Annotated in this window: 21 protein-coding genes; 8 read left to right on the forward strand and 13 right to left on the reverse strand. The window is 54.6% G+C overall.

What is annotated here, in order from left to right; all coding sequences use genetic code 11:
- The first annotated feature begins 188 nt into the window (after positions 1–188).
- Positions 189–1,391 carry a sodium/glutamate symporter gene (gene gltS / locus LCD46_00365; GenBank protein UOY70841.1) on the forward strand — a complete coding sequence of 401 codons (1,203 nt, stop codon included), beginning with the start codon at positions 189–191 and terminating at the stop codon, positions 1,389–1,391.
- 2 nt (positions 1,392–1,393) lie between these two features.
- On the opposite strand, the gene recG is transcribed toward gltS, so the two are convergent.
- The 5 genes from recG to gmk are packed head-to-tail and all read right to left on the reverse strand — an operon-like array spanning position 1,394 to position 7,260.
- Positions 1,394–3,475 (reverse strand): ATP-dependent DNA helicase RecG, encoded by a 2,082-nt coding sequence (gene recG / locus LCD46_00370; GenBank protein ID UOY70842.1) that lies wholly within the window; start codon positions 3,473–3,475, stop codon positions 1,394–1,396.
- Between the two features lie 3 nt (positions 3,476–3,478).
- Positions 3,479–4,168, reverse strand: coding sequence for a tRNA (guanosine(18)-2'-O)-methyltransferase TrmH (gene trmH / locus LCD46_00375; GenBank protein UOY70843.1), 690 nt, complete (start codon positions 4,166–4,168; stop codon positions 3,479–3,481).
- A gap of 4 nt (positions 4,169–4,172) precedes the next feature.
- Positions 4,173–6,287, reverse strand: a complete 2,115-nt coding sequence (spoT, locus tag LCD46_00380; GenBank protein ID UOY70844.1) for a bifunctional GTP diphosphokinase/guanosine-3',5'-bis pyrophosphate 3'-pyrophosphohydrolase — start codon at positions 6,285–6,287, stop codon at positions 4,173–4,175.
- Between the two features lie 19 nt (positions 6,288–6,306).
- A complete protein-coding gene (rpoZ, locus tag LCD46_00385; GenBank protein ID UOY70845.1) occupies positions 6,307–6,582 on the reverse strand; it encodes a DNA-directed RNA polymerase subunit omega in 276 nt (91 codons plus the stop codon).
- A gap of 54 nt (positions 6,583–6,636) precedes the next feature.
- On the reverse strand, positions 6,637–7,260 hold the full coding sequence (gene gmk / locus LCD46_00390) for a guanylate kinase (GenBank protein UOY70846.1): 624 nt from the start codon (positions 7,258–7,260) through the stop codon (positions 6,637–6,639).
- 250 nt (positions 7,261–7,510) lie between these two features.
- Here gmk and ligB point away from each other — a divergent pair, with 250 nt between their 5' ends.
- Positions 7,511–9,181, forward strand: a complete 1,671-nt coding sequence (ligB, locus tag LCD46_00395; GenBank protein ID UOY70847.1) for an NAD-dependent DNA ligase LigB — start codon at positions 7,511–7,513, stop codon at positions 9,179–9,181.
- 2 nt (positions 9,182–9,183) lie between these two features.
- Here the strand turns inward: ligB and LCD46_00400 are convergent, their stop codons facing one another.
- Together LCD46_00400 and LCD46_00405 are read right to left on the reverse strand one after the other, a co-directional pair.
- Complete coding sequence (locus tag LCD46_00400) at positions 9,184–9,801, reverse strand: trimeric intracellular cation channel family protein (protein UOY70848.1); 618 nt, start codon at positions 9,799–9,801, stop codon at positions 9,184–9,186.
- A 205-nt stretch (positions 9,802–10,006) separates the two neighbouring features.
- Positions 10,007–10,870 carry a YicC family protein gene (locus tag LCD46_00405; GenBank protein UOY70849.1) on the reverse strand — a complete coding sequence of 288 codons (864 nt, stop codon included), beginning with the start codon at positions 10,868–10,870 and terminating at the stop codon, positions 10,007–10,009.
- Between the two features lie 125 nt (positions 10,871–10,995).
- Here LCD46_00405 and rph point away from each other — a divergent pair, with 125 nt between their 5' ends.
- Positions 10,996–11,712 carry a ribonuclease PH gene (gene rph, locus LCD46_00410; GenBank protein UOY70850.1) on the forward strand — a complete coding sequence of 239 codons (717 nt, stop codon included), beginning with the start codon at positions 10,996–10,998 and terminating at the stop codon, positions 11,710–11,712.
- 67 nt (positions 11,713–11,779) lie between these two features.
- Complete coding sequence (gene pyrE / locus LCD46_00415; GenBank protein ID UOY70851.1) at positions 11,780–12,421, forward strand: orotate phosphoribosyltransferase; 642 nt, start codon at positions 11,780–11,782, stop codon at positions 12,419–12,421.
- 41 nt (positions 12,422–12,462) lie between these two features.
- Here the strand turns inward: pyrE and slmA are convergent, their stop codons facing one another.
- From slmA to coaBC, 3 genes are all read right to left on the reverse strand, one after another.
- A complete protein-coding gene (gene slmA / locus LCD46_00420) occupies positions 12,463–13,059 on the reverse strand; it encodes a nucleoid occlusion factor SlmA (protein ID UOY70852.1) in 597 nt (198 codons plus the stop codon).
- Positions 13,060–13,179: 120 nt separating this feature from the next.
- On the reverse strand, positions 13,180–13,638 hold the full coding sequence (dut, locus tag LCD46_00425) for a dUTP diphosphatase (GenBank protein ID UOY70853.1): 459 nt from the start codon (positions 13,636–13,638) through the stop codon (positions 13,180–13,182).
- Entirely contained in the window at positions 13,616–14,827 is a 1,212-nt protein-coding gene (coaBC, locus tag LCD46_00430; GenBank protein ID UOY73040.1) for a bifunctional phosphopantothenoylcysteine decarboxylase/phosphopantothenate--cysteine ligase CoaBC, read from the reverse strand. Before coaBC ends, dut begins: the two co-directional genes overlap by 23 nt.
- A gap of 170 nt (positions 14,828–14,997) precedes the next feature.
- Here coaBC and radC point away from each other — a divergent pair, with 170 nt between their 5' ends.
- The 4 genes from radC to mutM all read left to right on the forward strand — a co-directional run bounded on the left by radC (position 14,998) and on the right by mutM (position 17,193).
- Entirely contained in the window at positions 14,998–15,666 is a 669-nt protein-coding gene (gene radC / locus LCD46_00435; protein UOY70854.1) for a DNA repair protein RadC, read from the forward strand.
- A gap of 218 nt (positions 15,667–15,884) precedes the next feature.
- The gene (gene rpmB / locus LCD46_00440) at positions 15,885–16,121 is read left to right on the forward strand and encodes a 50S ribosomal protein L28 (GenBank protein ID UOY70855.1); all 237 of its coding nucleotides are present in this window, start codon (positions 15,885–15,887) and stop codon (positions 16,119–16,121) included.
- Positions 16,122–16,143: 22 nt separating this feature from the next.
- Complete coding sequence (rpmG, locus tag LCD46_00445; GenBank protein ID UOY70856.1) at positions 16,144–16,311, forward strand: 50S ribosomal protein L33; 168 nt, start codon at positions 16,144–16,146, stop codon at positions 16,309–16,311.
- A 72-nt stretch (positions 16,312–16,383) separates the two neighbouring features.
- On the forward strand, positions 16,384–17,193 hold the full coding sequence (mutM, locus tag LCD46_00450) for a bifunctional DNA-formamidopyrimidine glycosylase/DNA-(apurinic or apyrimidinic site) lyase (protein UOY70857.1): 810 nt from the start codon (positions 16,384–16,386) through the stop codon (positions 17,191–17,193).
- Between the two features lie 2 nt (positions 17,194–17,195).
- On the opposite strand, the gene coaD is transcribed toward mutM, so the two are convergent.
- Genes coaD through waaA form a run of 3 tightly spaced genes read right to left on the reverse strand, consistent with a single transcriptional unit; the run spans position 17,196 to position 19,723 of the window.
- Positions 17,196–17,675 carry a pantetheine-phosphate adenylyltransferase gene (coaD, locus tag LCD46_00455; protein UOY70858.1) on the reverse strand — a complete coding sequence of 160 codons (480 nt, stop codon included), beginning with the start codon at positions 17,673–17,675 and terminating at the stop codon, positions 17,196–17,198.
- A 3-nt stretch (positions 17,676–17,678) separates the two neighbouring features.
- Positions 17,679–18,449, reverse strand: a complete 771-nt coding sequence (locus tag LCD46_00460; protein ID UOY70859.1) for a glycosyltransferase family 2 protein — start codon at positions 18,447–18,449, stop codon at positions 17,679–17,681.
- The gene (waaA, locus tag LCD46_00465; GenBank protein UOY70860.1) at positions 18,449–19,723 is read right to left on the reverse strand and encodes a lipid IV(A) 3-deoxy-D-manno-octulosonic acid transferase; all 1,275 of its coding nucleotides are present in this window, start codon (positions 19,721–19,723) and stop codon (positions 18,449–18,451) included. Before waaA ends, LCD46_00460 begins: the two co-directional genes overlap by 1 nt.
- Positions 19,724–19,726 lie beyond the last annotated feature (3 nt).

Raw genomic sequence — 19,726 nt, forward strand, 5'->3', positions numbered from 1 at the left:
TCTGACCATCTGGTAAAAGCAAACGATTGCCAGCAAAAAAAAGGAAGAAAATCTGCCGCTTTGAGCAGGTTTTCTACAACGTATCGGGAAAAAAATTACACTTTTTGCGCCGGTGGCTCATGAAGAGCGCAAACCGGCCCAGGATAACGCCGCGTGTGTATGGAACACGCGCAATACAGGAGCCTTCTATGATTCATCTCGATACGTTGTCGACCCTTGTTGCCGCAACGCTGGTCTTACTGCTTGGCCGTAAGCTGGTGCATAGCGTTTCCCTTCTGAAGAAATACACCATTCCCGAACCTGTCGCCGGTGGCCTGCTGGTAGCGCTGGCCCTGCTGGTGCTGAAAAAGAGCATGGGCTGGGAAATTGATTTTGATATGTCCCTGAAAGACCCGCTGATGCTGGCCTTTTTTGCCACCATCGGCCTGAATGCCAACCTCGCGAGCCTGCGGGCAGGGGGTAAAGTACTCGGCGTATTTCTGATTGTGGTGGTTGGGTTGCTGCTGATGCAAAACGCTATCGGCATCGGAATGGCGACGTTGCTGGGGCTGGATCCGCTGATGGGGTTGCTGGCCGGGTCAATTACATTGTCTGGTGGACACGGTACCGGCGCGGCGTGGAGCAAGCTGTTTATCGAGCGCTATGGCTTTGAAAACGCAACTGAAGTGGCGATGGCCTGTGCGACCTTTGGCCTGGTGCTGGGTGGATTGATTGGTGGCCCGGTGGCGCGTTATCTGGTGAAGCACTCCACCACGCCGGACGGCAGGCCGGACGATGAGCTGGTGCCGACTGCATTCGAAAAACCGGATGTTGGGCGCAGCATTACTTCACTGGTGCTGATTGAGACCATCGCGATGATTGCTATCTGCCTGACGGTGGGGAAAGTGGTTGCGCAATGGCTGGCAGGTTCCCCGTTCGAACTGCCGACGTTTGTCTGCGTGCTGTTTATCGGGGTGATCCTGAGCAACGGTCTGGCGCTGATGGGTTTTTATCGTGTGTTCGAACGTGCGGTTTCAGTGCTGGGCAACGTCTGTCTGTCGCTGTTCCTCGCAATGGCGCTGATGAGCCTCAAACTGTGGGAGCTGGCCTCGCTGGCGCTGCCGATGGTGGCCATTCTGGCGGTGCAGGCACTGTTTATGGCGTTGTACGCGATGTTTGTTACCTGGCGCATGATGGGCAAGAACTACGATGCGGCGGTGCTGGCAGCGGGTCATTGCGGGTTTGGTCTGGGGGCAACCCCAACGGCGATTGCCAACATGCAGGCGATCACTGAACGCTTTGGCCCATCGCATATGGCGTTTCTGGTGGTACCGATGGTCGGTGCGTTCTTTATAGATATCGTCAACGCGTTGGTGATTAAGCTGTATCTGATGCTGCCGATGTTTGCCTGAGATCAGGCGTTGGAATAACGTTCGGTTTCCGGCATCCAGCGCTCTATTAACGCTGCCGCCTGTTCGGGGTAGCGTTCATGAATATGGCGGGCCAGGCGTTGAACTTCGGGGATCATCGCCTGATCGCGCAACAAATCCGCCACTTTGAATTCAGCATTCCCCGTCTGCCGCGTGCCCAAAAGTTCTCCCGGGCCACGTATCTCAAGGTCTTTTTGCGCAATAACAAAGCCGTCGTTGCTGTCGCGCAGCACCTGCAAACGCATCTGGGCGGTTTTCGAGAGCGGGGCTTTATAGAGCAGTACGCAGTGGGACGCTACCGCACCACGGCCAACACGTCCGCGCAGCTGGTGGAGTTGGGCAAGCCCCAGGCGCTCCGGGTTTTCGATGATCATCAGGCTGGAATTCGGGACGTCCACGCCGACCTCGATCACCGTGGTGGCGATCAGCAGGTGTAAATCGCCCTGTTTAAACGACTGCATCACCGCCTGCTTTTCGGCGGGCTTCATACGTCCGTGAACCAGACCCACCTTCAACTCTGGCAGTGCCAGTTTCAGTTCTTCCCACGTCGCTTCTGCAGCCTGCGCTTCCAGCAGCTCGGACTCTTCAATTAGCGTACACACCCAGTAGGCCTGACGCCCTTCATGCGTGCAGGCGTTGCGCACGCGGTCGATGATATCGCTGCGACGCGTGTCAGGAATGGCGACCGTTGTAACCGGTGTACGACCCGGCGGCAACTCGTCGATGGTGGAGGTATCCAGATCGGCGTAGGCGGTCATTGCCAGGGTGCGGGGGATCGGCGTCGCGGTCATGATCAGCTGATGCGGGTGGAAACCCTGCTGCAAACCTTTCTCCCACAGTGCCAGACGCTGATGCACACCAAAGCGGTGCTGCTCGTCGATAATCACCAGCGCCAGGCCGTTAAACTGAACCTGTTCCTGGAAGATGGCATGTGTGCCAACAATCATTTGTACCTGGCCGCTGGCAATTGCGTCCTGTTGGGCAAGGCGGGCTTTGCCTTTTTGCTTCCCGGCAAGCCAGCCCACTTCAATGCCCAGCGGCGCAAACCAGGCGCGGAAATTGTTGGCGTGCTGTTCGGCCAGCAGTTCCGTCGGTGCCATCAGTGCCACCTGTTTGCCGTGAGCAATGGCGCGCAGGGCGGCCAGGGCGGCGACCAGCGTTTTACCGGAGCCTACATCACCCTGCACCAGGCGCATCATCGGCACATCAAGCGCCATATCGCGTTCGATCTCGGCGGTGACGCGCGCCTGTGCACCGGTGGGTTTAAACGGCAGCGAGGCCAGCAGTTTATCTTTGAGCTCATCACGCGGGCTTAAGGGCTGGGCGTGGAAACGCTGCGCGCCGGCGCGGAGCGCCAGCATGCTCAGGTTATGCGCCAGTAATTCCTCAAGGATAAGACGCCGTTGGGCGGGGTGTTTGCCGCTTTCTAAATCGCTGAGCTGCAGCGTTGGCGGCGGGCGGTGAAGAGTACGCAGCGCTTCGGGCAGGCTCATCATGCCCTGCGCCAGCTCTGGCGGCAGCAGCTCGGTAATGGCGCAGGTATCTAGCAGCTCCAGCGCCTGATCGGTGAGCTTTCGCAACGTCGCCTGCTTGATGCCTTCGGTTGTCGGATAAACCGGGGTAAGTGTTTCCTGCAGCTCCGGTGTGCTGAGATCGCCCTGTACGCGGTACTCCGGGTGGATCATCTCTGCGCCGTATTTTCCGCGTTTGGCTTCGCCATAGGCCAGCACTCTGCGACCTGTCGCCAGGCTGTTTTTCATTGCCGCGTTGAAGTTGAAAAAGCGCATGGTGAGAATGCCGGTGCCGTCGCTGATCTGACAGGTCATCATCCGACGTCCGCCGAAGGTGATATTGCAGTTCAGGACTTCGCCTTCAACGGTGGCATAAATGGCAGGCAGCAAATCGCCAATTTTGTACAGCTGGGTGCGGTCTTCGTAACGCAGGGGGAGGTGGAGCAGGAGATCCTGCACGGTGTGCAGGCCGATTTTAGCCAGCTTATTGCTTTGCGCCGCGCCCACGCCCGTCAGGCTATTGAGCGGGATGGCATCCAGCAGGCGGCCTTTCATCGGTTACCCGGCGTACTGCATGGTGGCCCACCACTCGCCATCGGCTTCAATTTCGCCCTGCGCGTTGACGTGGGGGTAAGGCAATTTTTTCTGTTTCGCAACGCGAGCCAGCACCGGATAACCCCCTTCAAACAGCAGGCGCTGCTGTTCATCTTCCGGCAGCATACTGTTGCTGCGTTTGTACATTCCGGCATTCTGACGCTGGCGCTGCGCTTCATAAAGAATAAGCGCGGAGGCCACAGAAACATTGAGGGACTGAACCATACCGATCATCGGAATGATAATGTCCCGATCCGCCAGATCCAGTGCTTCCTGAGTGATACCGGTTTTCTCCTGACCCATCAAAATACAGGTCGGACGGGTGTAGTCGATCTCGCGGAAATCTACGGCTTTAGCGGACAGGTTAGTGGCAAGTACCTGCATACCGCGCCCTTTCAGGTGGGTTACGGCTTCGCCTATGGTCTGGTGGTGTTTGACAGAAACCCAGCTGTTACTGCCTGCAGCGGCAGATACCATGGTACGCATGCGGGAGCCCGGCCAGACAGCGTGCACTTCATGCACGCCGACGGCGTCTGCAGTACGGACAATGGCAGAAACGTTATGGGGCTTATGGACCTGCTCCATGCAGACCGTCAGGTCTGGCTGACGCCTGGCGAGCATCTCGCAGATACGTGCATAACGTTGTGCATTCATAAAACTAGTTTCTGTTTCGGGTGACTTTAATCACGTCCGGCATGACGCGGATCTTGCGCATAATGTTCGCCAGGTGCACGCGGTCGCGGGCGGTCAGACGAATAAAGGCGCTGTATACGCGGCCATCTTTTTCTTCCGTATTCAGACTCTGAATGTTGGAAGAGGCCGTGTTGATCGCTGCCGTCAGGTTCGCCAGGGCACCCTGGTGGTTGAACATATCCACCTTAATTTCGGTGATAAATTCCTGTGCGGTCTCTTTATCCCACTCGACCGCCATAAACTTCTCGGCTTCTTTCTGGTAGCCGCGAATGTTACGACAGGATTCGTGGTGGATAACCAGCCCTTTGCCCGGGCTGACGTGCGCAATAATCGGGTCGCCAGGGATTGGACGGCAGCATTTTGCGAAAGTGATAAGCACGCCGTCTGCGCCTTTGATAGGCAAATGACCGTGGCTTTGCGTAGCGGGCTGCGCAACGGAGGCATCCCCCTGTTGCAGATTTTTCGCTACCACTACACTCATGGCGTTACCGAGGCCGATCTCTGCCAGCAGGTCATCAAGCGAGGCGAGTTTCATGCGCTCCAGCTCACGCTGAATGTTCTCTTGCGGGATTTCAGCCAGCTTACGGCTGCCGCCCAACGCGTGGTTGAGCAGACGACGTCCCAGACTGACCGAATCATCGCGCTTGAGGTTTTTCAGTAACTGACGGATTTTGGCGCGTGCTTTAGAACTCACGACAAAGTTCAGCCAGGCCGCGTTCGGACGTGCGCCCGGTGCGGTAATAATTTCCACCGTCTGGCCACTGGAGAGCGGCTGAGACAGCGGGTAAGGCTGTCTGTCGACGCGTGCACCCACGCAGGCATGACCAATATCGGTATGCACGGCGTAAGCGAAGTCGACCGGCGTTGCGCCCGCAGGCAGTTCGACAATACGGCCTTCTGGGGTGAAAACGTAAATCTCATCCGGGAAGAGATCGGATTTAACGCTCTCGATAAATTCAAACGAGCTGCCCGCACTCTGCTGAAGTTCCAGCAGGCTCTGCATCCAGCGTTGTGCGCGGATTTGTGCGGTGGTACTGCTTTCGCCACCGTGCTCTTTATACGCCCAGTGTGCGGCAACACCCATCTCTGCCATCTGGTCCATATCTTCGGTGCGAATTTGCACTTCAACCGGCACGCCGTGTGGCCCGATCATCGAGGTGTGCAAAGATTGATAGCCGTTCGCTTTTGGAATGGCGATGTAATCTTTCATGCGACCCGGACGCGGTTTATACAGGCTGTGCATCTGCCCCAGCACGCGATAGCACGTGTCGGCGTCGTGGACGATCACGCGGAACGCGTAGATATCCATGATCGAGTGAAAACGCTGCTCTTTGAGCACCATTTTGCAGTAAATGGAGTACAGATGTTTTTCACGACCGCTGACGCGGCACGGAATTCCCGCTTCCTGTAAACGCCCTTCGATTTCCGAGAGGATCTTTTGAATCATCTCTTTACGGTTACCGCGTGCGGCTTTCACCACCTCTTTAATCACACGATAGCGGTTCGGGTACAACGCTTCAAAACCCAGCTCTTCCAGCTCGGTTTTAATGTGATGGATACCTAAACGATGCGCCAGTGGACTGTAGATTTCGAGGGTTTCACGGGCAATGCGGCGACGTTTATCCGGGCGAAGTGAGCCCAGCGTGCGCATGTTGTGGGTACGGTCAGCGAGTTTGATAAGAATGACGCGGATGTCCTGCACCATCGCCATAATCATCTTGCGGAAGTTTTCGGCTTGCGCCTCTTTCTTGTCGCGGAAATTCAGCTTATCAAGCTTAGAGACCCCTTCCACCAGTTCGGCAACGCTTTTGCCAAACAGCTGTTCCATGTCCTGGTAAGTGGCAGGGGTATCTTCAATCACGTCGTGCAGCAGAGCGGCCATCAGTGTTTCGTAGTCGAGTTTCATCTCGGCCAGAATACAGGCTACCGCTACCGGGTGCGTGATATAGGGTTCACCGCTTGAACGTGTCTGGCCCTCGTGAGCGTCACGTGCAACGAGATACGCCTGCTGAAGACGCTTAATCTGGTCTTCAGGCAGGTAGGTTTGAATCAGTTGATTCAGGCTTTCAAACAGATACAAGGGCGACCCGCAGGTTTAATTAACGACGACCTTCAGCAATAGCGGTTACGGCCTGCAGTTCTGCGGCTTCCTGCTCTTGCTGCTCCTGGCGCTCGCGCACGTCGAGGATCTGGTTGTTAATCAGACCTTCTTCGATTTCGCGAAGTGCAATAACGGTAGTTTTATCGTTTTCTTCCGGTACCAGCGGATCTTTACCGCCTACCTGCATCTGACGAGCGCGACGCGCGGCGACCAGCACCAGGTCAAAACGGTTACCAATTTTCTCTACAGCGTCCTGAACAGTTACGCGTGCCATACTTAAAATGCTCCACAGGTGAAGAAATGACTGGGCATGATACTGAAAGTGGGTTCAGTCTGCCAACAGTTTGGTGATTAATGCGTCATGTCGCTGCTTCTGGCGGCTCATACGCAGACGTTCTGCGCGAAGAATGGTTTTGAGATCGCTCAGCGCGGCATCAAAATCATCATTCACAATAAGGTAATCATATTCCGCGTAATGGCTCATTTCTGCAACTGCCTGTTCCATACGCTTTGCGATCACTTCTTCGCTGTCCTGGCCACGACCGCGCAGGCGGCGATCCAACTCATCTTTCGATGGCGGTAAAATAAAGATGCTGCGTGAGTCAGGCATCTTCTTGCGAATCTGCTGTGCGCCCTGCCAGTCGATATCCAGGAACACATTTACGCCAGTTGCCAGAACTTGCTCAATGGTTTCACGCGAGGTGCCGTAATAGTTACCGAACACTTCTGCGTGTTCAAGAAACGCGTCTCTGCCAATCATCGCTCTGAATTCGTCGTGATTCACAAAGAAATAGTGTTCACCGTGTACTTCACCCGGACGCGGCGCTCGCGTGGTGTGAGAAACAGAAACCTGTGTGTCGTACAACGGTTGGGTTTTTAACAGTGCCTGAATAAGGCTGGATTTACCCGCGCCACTTGGGGCAGAAACAATATAAAGCGTGCCTTGAGCCATGAGAGTCTTTTGTATGTGTTAGCGAAGAAGTCCTACATACGGGCTTATTATACACGTCACCGCTCTGTGACGTAGTCTTTGTCACACTTTTTCCCCTCGAATATTGAATTTTGCGTGCCGTTTTCAGGTTTTATCTGTGGTTTTCTGCAACCAAAAGAAATACCGGACAGCGTCTCGCATTGTGAAACGTTGACGTTAGCGTTGTGTCAGGCATCCGGGTATACCTCCTGCAACACAAAGGAGGGTTGAGATGTGGCAATGGATAAGCGGGTTAATGCTGTTGTGGTGTGGTTATGGGGTTGCTGTGTGTCCGGTGTGGTCACAGGCAAAAGCAGAGAAAGAAATTGCGTCCTTAAGTGCGCAAATCAAACGCTGGGATGATGCCTACTGGAAACAGGGCGTTAGCGAGGTCAATGACGAGGTATACGACCAGCTTAGCGGCCGGTTAAAACAGTGGCAGCACTGTTTTGGCAGTGAATCACTGGATGCCGCCATTCCTGCCCTGACGGGAAATATCAAACATCCTGTCGCCCATACCGGGGTCCATAAAGTGGCCAGTAAAGAGGCGCTTCGCACGTGGATGCATGCCCGGCACAATCTCTGGATGCAGCCAAAAGTCGATGGCGTGGCGGTGACGCTGGTCTATCGTGACGGAAAGTTAATTCAGGCCATCAGTCGTGGTAATGGCCTTAAAGGTGAGGACTGGACTGCACAAGTGCGTTTGATCCCGTCAGTCCCTCAAGACGTGTCGGGTGCGCTGGCAAACAGTGTCCTGCAAGGGGAGCTTTTTTGGTTGCGCGAAAACCACATTCAACGACAGATGGGGGGATTGAATGCACGCGCAAAAGTGGCGGGTGCGATGATGCGGCAAAAGGACAACGCGCTTCTGAAACAGACAGGGATATTTATCTGGGCCTGGCCGGATGGACCCAAAGATATGCAAAGCATGTTGTCTGAACTTACCAGTGCAGGGTTTCCTCTGACGGCGCGCTATACCTTGCCAGTTGAGACTGTAGAAGGCGTCGATAAACAGCGTTCAACGTGGCAAAACACGGCATTACCCTTTGCTACGGATGGCATTGTAGTGCGATCCGCAGATTCTCCCCAGGGTGAAAACTGGTTGCCCGGGGAAGGTAACTGGGTTGTCGCGTGGAAATATTCCCCTGCAACACAGGTAACAGAGGTCAGTGATATTCGTTTTACCGTGGGGCGAACGGGCAAAATTTCCGTTGTAGCAGCGCTGGAACCGGTGCTACTGGATGATAAACAGGTGCAGCGAGTGAGCCTGGGATCGGTCGGTCGTTGGCAGAGTCTGGATATTGCCCCGGGCGATCAGATACAGGTTAGCCTGGCCGGTCAGGGTATCCCCCGGTTTGATAAGGTGGTCTGGCGAGGAACGGACCGACAAAAACCACTCCCTCCGCCCTCGCGTTATCATTCAATGAGCTGTTTTTATGCTTCACCGGAGTGTATGGAACAATTCTTTGCGCGGTTGACGTGGCTCAGCTCAAAGCAGGTATTCAACATTGAAGGTTTAGGAGAATCAGGATGGCGGGCACTCTGGCAAGCACATCATTTTGAACATCTCTTTTCATGGCTGTTATTAACTCAGTCGCAGCTGCAGTCTACGCCGGGGTTTTCCGCTGCGCGTGGGTTAGCGCTCTGGCATCGCTTTAATCTGGTGCGTGAGCAACCTTTTATTCGCTGGCTTATGGCGTTGGGTGTGCCGCTGACACAGGCCTCGCTGAAGGCGATGGGGGACATGTCCTGGCAGAAGATGAGCGCGCGTAATGAAAAGGACTGGCAGTCCTTGCCGGGGACGGGAGAGGAGAAAGCGCGGCAAATCGTTAACTGGATGCACGCGCCTCAGGTAGATGTGCTGGCAAAGTGGCTAGCGGAGCAGCACATCAAGGGATTTTGACATCAATGAGCGCTGTGTTTGTAGTGAAAAACAGGCAGTCCAAGCTTCAGCCGCAGCGCCAGCATGCGCGCTGTAAAGCCGAACAGCAGCGTGGAGATGACCACCACATCATGGTTCGACACGTAATGTTGCAGGGCGATATACAGCACTGCTGCTGCGAAGGATATGCCGGCATACAGCTCTTTTTGAAAGACCAGAGGAATGCGTTTGCAGAACATATCGCGCAGTACACCTCCGAATACGCCCGTGATCACCGCGGCAATGGTGGCAATAACAGGTCCTTCACCCATATCGAGCGCGATTTGTGCTCCGATGATCGAAAAGACGATCAGCCCCAGTGCATCAAGCACCAGGAACAAGCGGCGCAGATGAGGCATAACGGGGGCAACAATGGTGGTTAATACTGCGGCTGTCGCCACGATAATCACATACTCGGGGTGTTTAACCCAACCGAGTGGGTAATGACCAAGCAGGATATCGCGTACAGAACCGCCGCCCAATGCGGTAGCAGTGGCGATAATGATCACACCGAAGGTGTCCATCCGGCGACGTCCGGCGGCGAGTGCGCCAGTCATGGCCTCTGCGGTGATACCAATAATATAGAGAATGTGAAGCAACATATAACCTCCGGAGTGAACGTGGGGAGGTTAGCGATTTGTGCGCAAGATCACGATTGAGATTTTCTAAGGCGATTCAGTTTGCCATATAAAATATTATCAAGCCTTACCGTAAATGGCTTATGAATGGTGGTGAGATGAGAAATCCCGGCATGTAACGGATTAGAAATAATAATGGATGACGCCATCCGACGCCATCCGGAAGGTGTTACTCGATATTCTGGATCTGCTCGCGCATTTGCTCAATCAGAACCTTAAGTTCAATCGCTGAGTTGGTTACTTCGGCATTGATCGACTTAGACGCCAGGGTGTTCGACTCGCGGTTGAACTCCTGCATCATAAAGTCCAGACGGCGGCCCACAGCTTCCTTCTTCTTCAGGATGTTGTAGGTCTCTTTAACGTGCGCTTCCAGACGATCCAGCTCTTCAGCTACGTCAACGCGCTGCGCCATCAGCACCAGCTCTTGTTCCAGACGGTTATTTTCCAGCTGAACTTCGGCTTCTTCCAGTTTGGCGACCAGGCGCTCGCGCTGCCATTGCAGCACTTCAGGCATATGGGTGCGCACTTTCGCTACTTCAGTGCTAACGCCTTCAAGACGCTGCTCAATCATCGCCTTCAGTGCCTGACCTTCGGTTTCGCGGGCAACGATAAAGTCATCCAGGGTGCTGTCAAGGGCACTGAGAATTTCAGCGGCAATGGCATCCAGGTCCTGCTCACCGGCGGCCATGACGCCTGGCCAGCGCAGAATATCAACCGGGTTGATTTCGCCTTCATCGCTCTGCATTTTGACCCAGTTCGCTGCATTAACGAGCTGTTTTGCCAGTTTTTCGTTGAGGATCAGTTCGCCCTGCGCGCTGGCATCAGGCTCAAAACGCAGGTTACATTCCACTTTACCGCGCGTCAGACGCGTACGGATTCGCTCACGTACGACGGGCTCAAGGCTGCGGAACTGCTCCGGCATACGGAAATAGGTTTCCAGATAGCGCTGGTTTACCGAGCGCATTTCCCAGGTAGCGCTACCCCAGCTACCCTTGATTTCACGCCGGGCGTAGGCGGTCATACTGCGGATCATAGATATTCCCGTTTTTAAAGGAGAGATGGGGGGATTATAGCTTTCGGGGGCTTCTCAGGATAGGAATAAGCGTCCTTTATCCGTATAATGCGCAGCCACATTCGTTTCAAGCCGGAGAATTCATCATGCGTCCAGCAGGTCGTAGCGCCAATCAGGTGCGTCCCGTCACCCTGACCCGTAACTATACAAAACACGCTGAAGGCTCCGTGCTGGTTGAGTTTGGTGACACCAAAGTACTGTGTACTGCATCTATTGAAGAAGGTGTTCCGCGCTTTCTGAAAGGTCAGGGCCAGGGCTGGATCACGGCTGAATACGGCATGCTGCCGCGTGCGACCCATACCCGTAATGCCCGCGAAGCGGCAAAGGGTAAACAGGGTGGCCGTACCATGGAGATTCAGCGTCTGATCGCGCGTGCGCTGCGCGCCGCCGTTGATCTGAAAACGCTCGGTGAATACACCATTACCCTTGACTGTGATGTGATTCAGGCAGACGGCGGTACGCGTACGGCGTCGATTACTGGTGCCTGCGTAGCGCTGGCCGATGCCCTGAATAAACTGGTTGCAGCCGGTAAGCTGAAAACCAATCCAATGAAAGGGATGGTTGCAGCCGTTTCCGTGGGTATCGTTAACGGCGAAGCGCTTTGCGATCTGGAATACGTGGAAGATTCCGCTGCCGAGACGGACATGAACGTGGTGATGACCGAAGACGGTCGCATCATTGAGGTGCAGGGCACTGCAGAAGGTGAGCCATTCACCCATGAAGAACTTCTTACCTTGCTGGCTCTGGCCCGAGGGGGAATCGAATCTATTGTAACGACGCAGAAAGCGGCGTTAGAAAATTGATTTTAAAGGCGACCAATGAGTCGCCTTTTTTTTGCCTGTAAGACAGAAAAACCAAAGGAGCAAATCCATGAAATCGTATCAGCGCCAGTTTATTGAGTTTGCGCTTAACAAGCAGGTACTTAAGTTTGGCGAATTTACGCTGAAATCCGGGCGTAAGAGCCCCTATTTCTTCAACGCCGGGCTGTTTAATACCGGGCGCGATCTGGCATTGTTAGGCCGTTTCTATGCCGAAGCGCTGGTGGATTCCGGGATTGATTTTGACCTGCTGTTTGGCCCGGCCTATAAAGGCATTCCGATTGCGACCACCACAGCGGTGGCGCTGGCAGAACATCACGACCGCGACGTGCCATACTGCTTTAACCGCAAAGAGGCCAAAACCCACGGTGAAGGTGGAAATCTGGTCGGCAGCGCGTTGCAGGGCCGCGTCATGCTGGTCGACGATGTAATCACTGCAGGCACAGCAATTCGTGAATCTATGGAAATTATCCAGGCCAATGGCGCGACGCTTGCAGGCGTGCTGATTTCTCTGGATCGTCAGGAACGTGGTCGCGGAGAGATCTCTGCCATTCAGGAGGTGGAGCGCGATTACAACTGTAAAGTGACGTCGATTATCACCCTGAAAGATCTGATTGCGTATCTGGAAGAGAAGCCTGAGATGGCGGACCATCTTGCAGCGGTACGCGCATATCGAGAAGAGTTTGGCGTGTAATGTTATTGCCCGGAAGCGCTACGCTTACCGGGCCTACGGCGTTACTGCAATTGGGTAGCCACTAACGGCCAGCGGGCGTCAAAATCGTCCGTTGGACGGTATTTGAATTCGCTACGCACAAAGCGGGAGAGCATCCCTTCGCAAAACGCCAGAATCTGGCTTGCCAGCAGCGTCTCATCAGTGTTGTAACCTTCCCCTTCACGCATTTTCTTCTCACGCAGAACCTGGCGCAGTTGCGCTTCAATGCGCTCGAAAAGCTGGTTAATGCGGCCCTGCAGTCTGTCCTGCTCAAACATCAGGGCATGACCGGTCAGGATACGGGTTAAGCCCGGATTGCGTTCACCAAAGCCAAGGACTAACAGCACAATCAGACGCAGACGCGCGGTGGTGTCTTTTTCGTCTTTCAGAATCAGGTTGATGCGCGTGATCAGGCTGTCTTCGATAAACTCGATCAGGCTGTCGAACATCCGGGTTTTGCTGGGAAAATGACGATACAGCGCCGCCTCAGACACGCCTACAGAAGCGGCCAGTTTCGCGGTGGTGATGCGTTGACTGCCATCGCTGGATTCAAGCATCAGAGCCAGAGATTGAAGTATTTCTTCGCGACGATTCCTTTTCGCGGTTTGTTTTTCTGCCATGTTACAAAATACCCCTGAAAATAAGCACTTGCCAGGCTGGCATCCACACAGCGACCGCAAACTGAGGCTTGCGGTTTGTTATTGCATTATGGCGCTGTGGGACGCGTATTTATTGGGCGATTATTTACGCCCGGAATGGCCGAAGCCGCCTTCGCCACGGTCGGTGGCGTCAAAGTCTTCCACCAGGTTAAATTCTGCCTGTACCACCGGTACGAAGACCATCTGCGCAATACGCTCGCCAGGTTCAATGGTGAAGCTGTCCTGACCACGGTTCCAGACGGAGACCATCAGCTGACCCAGGTAGTCGGAGTCGATCAGGCCAACCAGGTTACCCAGCACAACGCCATGCTTATGGCCCAGGCCAGAACGTGGCAGGATCACTGCGGCGAGTGATGGGTCAGCAATGTGGATCGCCAGACCCGTCGGGATCAGAGTAGTGGCACCCGGAGCCAGTTCTACGGCGTCATCGAGACAGGCTCGCAGGTCAAGTCCGGCAGAGCCGGAGGTGGCATAGGTTGGCAGCGGAAATTGCTCGCCAACACGCGGGTCCAGAATCTTAACGTCGATTTTTTTCATCATAACGGGTAACGATCTCGTCCAGTAATTGTTGGCCCAGGAGTTCCTTGCGCTCAAGCGGTAAGACTTTATCTCCATCCTGCCAGAAAAGGTGCAGTGCGTTGCTGTCGCTGTTAAATCCTTGCGTGGCCAGCGATACGTCGTTCGCGCAAATCAAATCGAGGTTTTTGCGGGTACGTTTTTGCCGGGCATATTCTTCCACATTATTTGTTTCTGCGGCAAACCCAACAACGTAAGGTCGATGGCTTTTTAGTGCGGCGACACCGGCAACGATATCCGGGTTTTTCACCATTTTTATTGTTAATTCATCACCTTGCTTTTTGATTTTAGCCTCGGCGATGGTCTCGGCGCGATAATCTGCGACGGCCGCACAGCCGATAAAAATCTGTTGGTTTTGCGCATGTGCTTGTACTGCGGCTTCCATTTCCAGCGCGGTAGTCACATCAATGCGCTGAACAAACGGCGGTGTAGGTAATGAGACCGGGCCGCTCACAAGCGTAACGTTTGCACCGCGCTTTGCTGCCGCTGCCGCAATCGCAAAGCCCATTTTACCGGAGCTGTGGTTAGTGATGTAACGCACCGGATCCAGCGGTTCACGCGTTGGGCCCGCGGTAATCATGATATTGAGATGTTGCAGATCGTTGACAGGGGAAAAATGGGCTGCAGCCATATCAACGATAGTCAGCGGGTCGAGCATACGTCCTGGGCCGATATCACCACAGGCCTGACTGCCGCTATCCGGTCCCCAAATTAACAGGCCACGAGCGGCCAGCGTCTCCAGATTATGCTGGGTGGCGGCATTGCGATACATCTGCTGGTTCATCGCGGGTACGACGGCGACGGGGGCAGGCGTGGCCAGGCAAATGGTTGAGACCAGGTCATTTGCCATGCCGGCCGCCACACGAGCGATTAAATCTGCCGTGGCAGGGGCAAGAATAACCAGGTCAGCCCATTTCCCAAGCTCAATATGGCCCATCGCAGCTTCGGCTGCCGGATCAAGCAGGCTGTCAGATACCGGGTATCCTGAAACGGCCTGCAGGCTCAATGGAGTGATAAAGGCTTTACCGCCTTCGGTGATCGCGACCCGCACATCGGCTCCACGCTCACGCAGACGACGCACCAGTTCCGGCGCTTTATAAGCAGCAATACCGCCGCTCACGCCAAGAACGATTTTTTTACCGGCCAGGCTCATCATGATTCTTTCCTGTTGGGGTTCACCAGAGAGCGGGCATTTTATCACAATCCCTAATATGGGGTGATTTTGTCCTTCGGACACTTTGCGAGGCGTTACGCAAGACTGCAACGTCGCCGTCGAGCGCCTGTCTGGCTTGTGGCAGCATGAGAGGAAAAGGGAGAAAGAGCATGGAAGAAGAGGATGAGCAGTTGCTGCCGCGCGAAAAACTGCTGCGTTATGGAGTAACCCTGTTAAAAGACGATGAGCTCCTGGCGCTCTTTTTACGTACCGGCACGCCCGGAAAAACGGTATTTACGCTGGCAAAAGAGCTGATAGGGCATTTTGGTTCACTGTATGGCTTGTTGACTGCCGACCTGGCTCAGTTTAAGCACGTCGAGGGGATCGGCGTGGCGAAATATGCTCAATTGAGGGGCATTGCCGAGCTTGCACGGCGTTTTTACAATGTCCGTCTGGAAGAAGAGGATCCAGTTCTGACCCCAGAAGGCGCGCGTGAATTCCTGCAAAGCCAGCTGGCGGATGCGGAGCGCGAGATCTTTATGGTGATCTTTCTCGACAACAGAAACCGGATACTGAAACATAGCCACCTCTTTTCGGGCACATTGAGCCACGTTGAGGTACATCCGCGTGAAATTGTGCGCGAAGCGATAAAAGTGAATGCAGCCGGCGTGATCCTCGCGCATAATCACCCCTCTGGCTGTGCACAACCGAGCAGAGCTGACAAAGAAATTACCGAACGCATTATCAAATGCTGTCAATTCATGGACATTCGTGTGCTGGACCATCTGATAATTGGCCGCGGAGAGTACATTTCTTTTGCAGAACATGGCTGGATTTAGGCTATTTCTCGCGATCCATCGGGATCTTTGTCTGTTCGGGACTTGAGCACACCGCCGAGTCAGCGTATACTACGCCACCTTTGAGAATCTCGGGTTTGGCATTTGGGCCTGGCAATCGAGAGTTCACTTAGAACTATGCGATGACCGGGCTGTAAAGCCTGACGAGGCGCCGATACCCCATACGAAGCTCGAGCTAATTTGATTTTTGGAGAATAGACATGTCCCGAGTCTGCCAAGTTACTGGCAAGCGTCCGGTGACCGGTAACAACCGTTCCCACGCACTGAACGCGACTAAACGCCGTTTCCTGCCGAACCTGCACTCTCACCGTTTCTGGGTTGAGAGCGAGAAGCGTTTTGTCACCCTGCGTGTATCTGCTAAAGGTATGCGTGTAATTGATAAGAAAGGCATCGATACAGTTCTGTCTGAACTGCGTGCCCGTGGCGAAAAGTACTAAGTACTTAAAGAGGAAATAAATCATGGCTAAAGGTATTCGCGAGAAAATCAAGCTGGTTTCTTCTGCTGGTACAGGTCACTTCTACACCACCACGAAGAACAAACGTACTAAGCCGGAAAAACTGGAACTGAAAAAATTCGATCCAGTTGTACGCCAGCACGTACTGTACAAAGAAGCTAAAATCAAATAATTTTAGTCTCCTTGTATTGAAAAACCCCGCAACTGCGGGGTTTTTTGCATTCTGTATCTCAACGGAGGAACCATGCCAGAATTACCAGAGGTAGAGACTAGCCGCCGCGGTATTGAGCCGCATCTGGTCGGTGCGACTATTCTTCATGCGGTTGTCCGTAATGGGCGTCTTCGCTGGCCGGTTTCCGATGAGATCCATGCGTTAAGCGACAAACCGATCCTCAGCGTTCAGCGTCGCGCCAAGTATCTGCTGCTGGAGCTGCCCGACGGCTGGATTATTATCCATCTGGGGATGTCCGGGAGCCTGCGTATCCTCACTGAAGAACTGCCAGCGGAAAAGCACGACCACGTCGATCTGGTCATGAGTAACGGCAAAGTGCTGCGTTACACCGACCCAAGACGCTTTGGCGCATGGTTGTGGACTAAAGAACTTGAAGGTCACAGCGTGCTGGCGCATTTGGGGCCAGAGCCGCTCTCAGACGCGTTTAATGCGGAATACCTGAAAGAGAAGTGTGCAAAGAAAAAAAGCCCGATTAAGCCATGGCTGATGGATAACAAGCTGGTGGTCGGCGTGGGGAATATCTATGCCAGTGAATCACTGTTTGCTGCCGGGATCCATCCCGATCGGCTGGCCTCTTCGCTGTCTGCGCAAGAGTGCGAGCTGCTGGTGAGGGTGATTAAAGCGGTGCTGCTGCGTTCCATTGAGCAGGGCGGAACAACGCTGAAGGATTTCCTGCAGAGTGACGGTAAGCCCGGTTATTTTGCTCAGGAGCTACAGGTATATGGCCGTAAAGGTGAACCATGCCGCGTGTGCGGAACGCCGATTATCGCAACGAAGCATGCCCAGCGCGCCACGTTTTATTGCCGTCAGTGCCAGAAATAGGGCTACTTTAACTTTTCCATCAACGCCTGATGGACGTTAACCGGCAGGAAATGGGTCACATCGCCGTGATGCCGTGCAACTTCTTTCACCAGCGTGGAAGAGATAAATGACCACTCTTTGGAAGGCATCAGAAACACGCTCTCCAGCTCTGGCATCAGGTGGCGGTTCATGTGCGCCAATTGCATCTCGTACTCAAAATCTGCCACTGCGCGTAAGCCGCGGATCAGGATATTAGCCTGCTGGGTGCGGGCGAAATTAGCCATCAGGTCACTGAAGCCCACCACCTCAACGTTCGACAGATGTGAGATCGCATCGCTGGCGAGCTGTACGCGCTCGGGCAGATCGAACATCGGTTTCTTACTGGGGCTGGCGGCTATCGCCAGAATCACCTTGTCAAACATACTCGCCGCACGGGTGATAATATCAAGATGACCGTTAGTGATGGGATCGAAGGTACCCGGATAAATCGCTTTTGTGCTCATGGCTCACGTTTTCTCTGAGTAGCCGCGGCTAAGCGCCCACAGCTCGGTGTATTTGTTGAAAGTATACTGGGCATTCACCACCGCCAGTAACCAGCCCTGTTTACCATCCAGAACGCCGCCACGTAGCAGCAGCGTTTTCAGAAACGCGCCCAGCGTGTGGGTGAAGATACCGGTCAACGTGGCCTTCTTGCCGCGCTGATGACGTTCCTGCGCCCATGCGGTGGCATAGTTGAGCTGTTTACGCTGGAAGCTGGCGAAATCGCGGCAGGTCAGGTGCAGTAAATCACCGTTTAAGGCGACTACCGGGGCGGTATCGCAGGCCAGGGACTCATGCACCAGGTTATCGTTGTACTGATAACGCTCGCGCTCATACAGGCGCATCACGCGGTCAGGATACCAGCCGCTGTGGCGCATAAACCGGCCGAGAAAGTAGTTACGACGCGCGATGCTGTACACCGCACCTGGCTGCGGCGCAGAGAGCACACTCTGAATCGCCTGCTGGAGTTCTGGCGTGATGCGCTCGTCGGTATCGAGCATCAGGACATAATCACCAGTGGCGTGTCCCTGCGCGCGCTGGCGCTGGATGCCATAGCCTTGCCAGTCTGTGTCGATAAAGACCTTTGCGCCCGCAGCACGGACAACATCCACCGTGTTGTCCGTGCTGCCGGAATCAAGCACGACAATTTCGTCGGCCCAGGCGACAGAGGCCAGGCAATCGGGAAGCAGGTCGGCGGCGTTTTTGGCGATCATCACGACCGACAGACGCTGAGACATTAGTGGCTCCGCTGAGGCAGATAAGGTTGCAGAAGCTGCAGCAGACGGGTCAGAGCGCCCTGGTTCTGATGCAGCACTTCGACGGCATGGCGACCGTACCACAGACGGTAATCTTCGTCGGTCAGTAAGGTCGAAACCTCTTTGACCACTGAGTCCGCATCGGTCACGGTAATTAAACCATCGGCTTGCTGCAATTTAGCGCAGATATCTTTGAAATTAAATGTATGCGGCCCCATCAGCACCGGAATCGCATGCGCCGCTGGCTCCAGCGGGTTATGACCACCGCGCTCGACCAGGCTGCCGCCGACAAAGGCGAGGTCGGCAATGCCGTACAGCAGCATCAGTTCGCCCATCGTATCGCCAATCACCACCTGGGTGCTGCTGGACGGGATCTCGCCGCTGCTACGCAGGGTGAAACTGAAACCGCCTTTTTGCACCATCTCGCGGGCGTCTTTGAAACGTTCCGGGTGACGAGGCACCAGAATGAGCAATAAATCCGGGAATTTTTCCAGCAGCTTACGGTGTGCTTGCAGGATGATCGCTTCTTCGCCGTCGTGGGTACTGGTCGCAATCCAGACCTGACGACGCGGCGCCCACTGGCGGCGCAGTGTCACCGCTCGGGCAGCGAGTTCAGGTGTGACCGAAATATCGAATTTCAGACTGCCGGTTACCGCGAGCTGATTGCGCTTAAGACCAAGAGAGACAAAGCGTGCGGCATCTTCTTCGTTTTGCGCGGCAATCAGCGTGATCTGGCTCAGCAGGCGGCGCATAAATTTGCCCAGCTTGCCGTACCCTTTAGCCGAGCGTTCTGACAGGCGCGCGTTGGCAATCACCAGCGGAATTTTACGGGCATGCAAGGCGGAAATCATGTTTGGCCACAGCTCGGTTTCCATCACGATCACAAGCTTTGGGCGAACAGTTTCGAGGAAACGGTTCATGGCGCAGGGCAGGTCGTAGGGCAGATAGACGTGATGCACGTCTTTACCAAATGCGGACATCACGCGCTCAGAGCCGGTTGGGGTCATGGTGGTGACGGTGATCGGCAAAGAGGGATAACGATGGCGCAGGGCGCGGACCAGCGGAATAGCCGCCAGCGTTTCGCCAACGGAAACGGAATGCAGCAAAATACCGTCCGGCGCGACTTTATTGCGGCAGAAGCCATAGCGCTCAGCCCAGCGTTTACGATACGCAGGTGCTTTACGGCTACGAAGCAACAGTCTCAGCCACACCAGTGGCTGAATGATGTAGAGCAGGGCGGTATACAACAATTCCAAGCG

Origin of the sequence: Enterobacter ludwigii, assembly GCA_023023105.1 — a bacterium.
Taxonomy (GTDB): domain Bacteria; phylum Pseudomonadota; class Gammaproteobacteria; order Enterobacterales; family Enterobacteriaceae; genus Enterobacter; species Enterobacter adelaidei.